Raw genomic sequence first — 5,357 nt, 5'->3', positions numbered from 1 at the left:
TGCCACGTGGCCCAGGTGACCGGACGCTTCCGGACACTGGACGACTACCGCACCACCTCCACGGCAGCACTGTGGGGCGGCACCACCACCATCATCGACTTCGGCATTCCGCGCGACGCCCAGGAAACCCCGCTGGCCGCCGTGCTGCACAAGAAGGAGCTGGCGCGGGACTCCCGCTGCGACGTCGCCCTCCACGGTTCGGTGGTCAGCTGGGACGAAACCGTTCCGTGGCAGCTGGAGCAGCTCGCCGCCGAGGGCATCCGGTCCGTGAAGATGTACACCACCAACCGCGGCACCACCATGGCGGACGGGGACACAATCCTGAAGGTCATGCGCGAGATGGTGCGGCTGGACGGGCTCACCTACATCCACGCCGAGCACGATCCCATCATCGCGGACTGCACCCAGCAGCATGCCGAGGACGGCAGGATCGGCATCGAGCACCTGCACCGGACCCGGCCGGAGCTGGCCGAGGAAATCTCCGTGAAGGAAACCCTGGCCATGGCCGAATACACCAAGGCGCCCGTGTACTTTGTGCACCAGTCGACCCCCGGAGCCGTGGACCTCGTCAACGAGGCGCGCAGCCGCGGCCTCGAGGCCTTCTCCGAGACCTGCCCGCACTACCTCACTCTGGACGACTCGGTCTACGGCTCGGCGTTTCCGGAGTGGTACGCCTGCTGCCCGCCAATGCGGAGCGCCGAGACCGTGGCCGCGCTGAAGGAACGCCTGGCCGACGGCGCCATCCACACCGTTTCCTCGGACCACTCCTGCTACGACCTCTCCCAAAAGCGTGAGCGCACGGACGACATCCGGGCCATGCCGCACGGCCTGCCCGGGGTGGAAACCCGGATGCCCGTCACGTTCACGGCCATGATGGATTCGGCCAGCGGCGGAGAGGGCCGGGTGGAGGACTTCGTGGAGGTTTTCGCCGCCGGACCCGCCAGGATCAACGCCGTCCCCGGCAAAGGAACCATCGCCGAGGGCTTCGATGCCGACCTCGTGATCTTCGATCCCGCCGAGGAACGCATCGTCGACGGCGCCAACCTGCACATGGGCACTGACTTCTCCCCGTTCGACGGCGTGAAGCTCGCCGGCTGGCCCGCCGTCGTGGTGTCCGCCGGACGGATAGTGGTGGACCGGGACGGCTTCCACGATCCCGGCCCCGTGGGCCGCTTCGTGGCCCGCAACGGCTTCCGAGAGCATCAGGCCGCCACCGCAGACAGCACACCCACCGTACCGGCGACCCTTTAGGAGCATCCATGCCATCCGCCACACGCAAGACCCGCATCGGCATGATCGTGCCGTCCTCCAACACGTGCCTTGAGCCGCAGACCTACCGCATCCTGGGGGACCGGGACGACGTCACCATCCACTTCACCCGGATCCCCGTCACCCGGATCGCGTTGGATGGCTCCTCCGACAAGCAGTTCGACCCGGCGGTCATGCGCGAAGCAGCCGGGCTCCTCGCGACGGCGGACGTGGACGTGATCGCCTGGAACGGCACCTCGGGCTCCTGGCTCGGAGCGGAACACGACCGCGGGCTGGTCCGGGAAATCACCGACGCCACCGGCATTCCGGCCACCACCTCCACGCTCGCCTACCTGGCGGCGTTCGAGTCGTTCGGCACCGAGCGGATAGGCCTGTTCACGCCGTACACGGAGGACGTCAACCGCGCGATCATGGCATCCTACGAGCGGGACGGCATCAAGACAGTGGGCCACCGCTGCCTGGGCCTGAGCGACAACGAGTCCTTCGGCCGGGTCACCGACGAGGAAATGCGCCCCGGCTCGCTGGAACTGGCGGCAGCGGCGCCGGATGCGCTTGTCTACCTGTGCACCAACCTCTACGGCGCCAACATCGCGGCGGACATCGAGGCCGGCACCGGCGTTCCGGTGCTCGACTCCGTCGCCGTGACCCTGTGGCACTGCCTGAAACTTGCCGGGTCCCCCTTGCTCGCACCAAGGTGGGGCAGGCTGCTCGCGGGCTGACCCCCAGCCCGCTGGATTTACAGCAGTCCAGGCAAGGCAGACGGCGGCGGGCCGCCCACTGGGAGCGGCCCGCCGCCGTCGGCATTAGCTCAGGATTGTCCGTCGGCCCTGAGAATCTCCTACGGTGCCTCAGCGCGTCTGCGGAATCTGCGTCCATGCCGCGCCCGGCTCGGCTTCTTCGGCGGCCGCAATCGATTCGGCCAGAGTCGTGTCGTGGCGCGAGATGAAGTAATGCACCGCGGCCGCCACGATTGCTCCGATGAACCAGGAGAAGGCAGAGAGGGCGCCAAAAATGGGAACCAGCGCGAAGACCACCGCCGGGACGGCCGAGACGAGGAACGAGATGACGGCCTTCTGGTTCCAGCCACCCGTATACGTGTAGTACCCCTGTTCGCTGAACAGGTCCCGAACCAGCACGTGCTGCTTGCGGAGGACGTAGTAGTCGACCATGATGATCCCGAACAGCGGCCCGAGCAGCGCTCCGAGCCCTCCGAGGAAAAGGTTTATCACCACCGGGCTGTTGAACAGGTTCCAGGGCGTAATGACGAGTGCGATCATTGCGGCGATCAGGCCGCCGCGCTTGAAATCGATCCTCGAGGGCCAGGCGTTCGCGAGGTCGTAGGCCGGCGAGACGAAGTTCGCCACGACATTGATTCCCAGCGTGGCGACAGCGAACGTGACGGCGCCGAGCAGAAGCGCCCAGATGCTGTCGATCCGTCCGACGATCTCGACCGGGTCGTAGATGTGCTCCCCATAGACCTTGAACGTTCCGGCGGTGACGACGACGGAGACCACGGAGAAGGCGATGAAGTTCACCGGCAGCCCCCACAGGTTCGCCGTGCGCACAGCCTTGCGGGAGGGCGCGAACCGGGAAAAGTCGCAGAAGTTGAGCATCAGGGTGGAGAAGTACGTCACCGTCAGCGCTACGGCGGCAAAAAAGGCATGTGTGACCCCCCATTCGGCTTTTCCACCCGGCAAGTCGAGGGAGATATTCCACCCCGCGTTGATCAGGATGTAAACGACCAACAGGCCCATCACCGCCCAGACGGCCGGGCCGGCCCAGTCCTGGAACCTCCGGATCGTCTCCATGCCGTTTCGAAGCAGCAGAAGCTGGAGCGACCACATCAGCAGGAAGGCCAGCCAGCCCAGGGTGGATTCGCCCAGGAAATTGTTCTCCGTCAGACCCTTGAGCTCGGGCCAGATCCTCAGGGCGATGATAATGACGGCGCGGGAGGCCAGCCAGGTCTGGATGCCGTACCAGGCGATTGCCACGAGCGCACGAAGCAGGGCCGGCAGGTTGGCTCCGAACGTTCCAAACGAGACCCGAGCGAGCACGGGGTAGGGAACGCCGGTCTTCTGCCCGGCGAAGCCGGAGAGGTTCATCAGGAAAAAGACGAGGATGATCCCCGCCACCAGTGCGAGGAATACCTGCCAGGCGCCCAGGCCCAACGCGAAGAGGCCAGCGGCGAAGGTGTAACCGCCGAGTGAATGAATGTCCGACATCCACATCGCGAACAGCGAATAGAAACCCCACGTGCGGTGTTCGGTCGGCGCGAGGTCCTCGTTGTACAGACGCCGACTGGCCCCCGGTGGAATTGCGTACGACACCTGAACCCACACCTCTCAAACTTCCGCACGTACTGAGAGTAAGTTCTTGAGCCCCAACCAACATGGGATCTATGAATACCTACCCATTAGTGCCAATATACCGAGTTAGGCAACGTCCAGATAGATCAACCGCCACCTGCAGCTTCATTGCAGGAAAAGGGCCGGACGCGAGCGTGGGCACGGGCGGTCCATGGGGCCGGGCCGGCGAGCAGCTGCACCGGCGGATCAGCCTCCTCCAGGGGACGGCGGGTAACCAGCTCGAGTCGGTGAAGCCAGCTGTCGCCAGAGTCGTACTCGTAGAACGCGGCCCCCGATCCCGTGGCGAGAAGCTGCTCGAGCGAGCATTCGTCTTCGGGCAGGTCCGTCGTTACCTCACAGAATTCCGCGGGGAGCCACTGCAGAGAGTCGGGTATCCGCCTTCTACCGGCCGCAGCGGTTCGTAGGGATCGCTGGCAGTGAACCGGTGCAGATGTGCGTCCTGCCACCCGAAGGCCGCCTGCAGGATCTCGTGGACCCGGACCAGCGACACAGAGCCAACCAACTCCAGCAGACGCCATATTGTAGGCTCGCGGTCGACCAGCACCACGCGAACCCTCAGGATCCACCCGGTCCCTCCCCTGTCCTGGCCACGTATTGTTCCATCCTGCCATTCCCTCAAGTCCCGTTGCCCAACTCTGAACTCGCCAGGTCATTCTCCCCTGCCGTGGAAATCACCAGCCTGACGAAAGGTCCCTTATCGTCGTAAAATCAGCTTTAGGAGGTTGGTTTTAGCAGTATGCAAAGCCGCGCCCTCGCTATGAGTTCCATGGATTTTGCCTGTGGATTGTCCGTCCGCCCTTGCACGAGACTGGTTGCCTGCGGCAAACTGTTGGTCACTTGATGAATCGATCAATTGGGGGTTCATCGACTCAACGAGGGGTCCGAAGACGACGGTGCCGTCGGACCTTTTGCGGCGATGTCGCCGCCCGGGCAGGAAGCCCGCAGACCGGGAGGACACCCATGGCCGGCTTGTTTGAACTGTTCGTTGACGCGCAGTCGCACGTCAGATTCCGGCTCACAGCACCCGACGGAACGGTGATGGCCGTCTCCAAAGCTTTTGACGACAAGCCCGCAGCTGTCGCCGGCATTGCCGCGGTGCGTGAGTATGCCGGCATGGGACATATCACCGACCTTTGCCCGGCCCGCCGGTCGAGCCCTGCGCCGCCCCGTTCAGATTCCGTGCCGCCTGCGCAGGCATACCGGGGCAGTGCCGGTTTCTTGCGCCGAGAGGCCCCACCTGGCGTGCCAGAGTCCTCGGGAGACCGGCTCCGCAGCGGAACGCCCGGGCAGCTCGCGTCTTCCGCAGGAACTGGCATCCGGGTATGACAGGTATTAGGCGTCCCGGACACGAGGACCCCTCGAACGGGCGAAAGGTGATTGCGATGACCGAACATCAGGAACCGGCCCCGGCGCCGATGACCGCCGCAGAGACCGGTGTCATCAGAAGCCTGGCGGCGCAACTGCGGGTGGACTCCATCCGGTGCAGCACACAGGCCGGTTCCGGCCATCCGACCTCATCGTTGTCGGCTGCGGATCTCATGGCGGTCCTGCTCGAGCGGCACCTCCGCTATGACTGGGACCAGCCGTGGCTGCCGACCAATGACCACCTCATTTTTTCCAAGGGCCATGCCTCCCCGCTGCTGTACTCCATGTACCGGGCGGCCGGCGTGGTCGAGGAGGATGAACTGATCAATACCTACCGGCAGTTCGGCAGCCGGCTGC

At 64.9% G+C, this 5,357-nt stretch carries 6 protein-coding genes; 4 read left to right on the top strand and 2 right to left on the bottom strand.

Features of this window, described 5'->3' with window-relative positions; genetic code table 11:
- Together J9611_RS20330 and J9611_RS20325 are read left to right on the top strand one after the other, a co-directional pair.
- On the top strand, positions 1–1,251 hold a 1,251-nt coding region (locus J9611_RS20330; RefSeq protein WP_211882904.1), incomplete at its 5' end, for an amidohydrolase family protein.
- A gap of 8 nt (positions 1,252–1,259) precedes the next feature.
- Positions 1,260–1,988, top strand: a complete 729-nt coding sequence (locus J9611_RS20325; protein WP_211882903.1) for a maleate cis-trans isomerase family protein — start codon at positions 1,260–1,262, stop codon at positions 1,986–1,988.
- Between the two features lie 129 nt (positions 1,989–2,117).
- On the opposite strand, the gene J9611_RS20320 is transcribed toward J9611_RS20325, so the two are convergent.
- On the bottom strand, positions 2,118–3,596 hold the full coding sequence (locus J9611_RS20320; RefSeq protein ID WP_307857169.1) for an NCS1 family nucleobase:cation symporter-1: 1,479 nt from the start codon (positions 3,594–3,596) through the stop codon (positions 2,118–2,120).
- Positions 3,597–3,963: 367 nt separating this feature from the next.
- Positions 3,964–4,179, bottom strand: a complete 216-nt coding sequence (locus J9611_RS22195; RefSeq protein WP_307857170.1) for an IS1096 element passenger TnpR family protein — start codon at positions 4,177–4,179, stop codon at positions 3,964–3,966.
- 296 nt (positions 4,180–4,475) lie between these two features.
- On the opposite strand from J9611_RS22195, the gene J9611_RS22620 reads away from it, so the two are divergent.
- Both J9611_RS22620 and J9611_RS20305 read left to right on the top strand, forming a co-directional pair.
- Entirely contained in the window at positions 4,476–4,961 is a 486-nt protein-coding gene (locus J9611_RS22620; protein ID WP_307857168.1) for a YegP family protein, read from the top strand.
- 56 nt (positions 4,962–5,017) lie between these two features.
- Positions 5,018–5,357, top strand: a 340-nt coding sequence (locus J9611_RS20305) for a thiamine pyrophosphate-binding protein (RefSeq protein WP_504742112.1), incomplete at its 3' end; no start/stop codon positions are given.

Source organism: Pseudarthrobacter albicanus (genome assembly GCF_018224015.1).
GTDB lineage: Bacteria > Actinomycetota > Actinomycetes > Actinomycetales > Micrococcaceae > Arthrobacter > Arthrobacter albicanus.
This window is presented reverse-complemented; position numbering and strand designations above follow the sequence as displayed.

What these genes read in the sequence shown, in the direction of transcription:
- J9611_RS22620 (WP_307857168.1), top strand. Translation starts at nt 4,476, where the DNA reads ATGAATCGATCAATTGGGGGTTCATCGACTCAACGAGGGGTCCGAAGA.
- J9611_RS20325 (WP_211882903.1), top strand. Translation starts at nt 1,260, where the DNA reads ATGCCATCCGCCACACGCAAGACCCGCATCGGCATGATCGTGCCGTCC.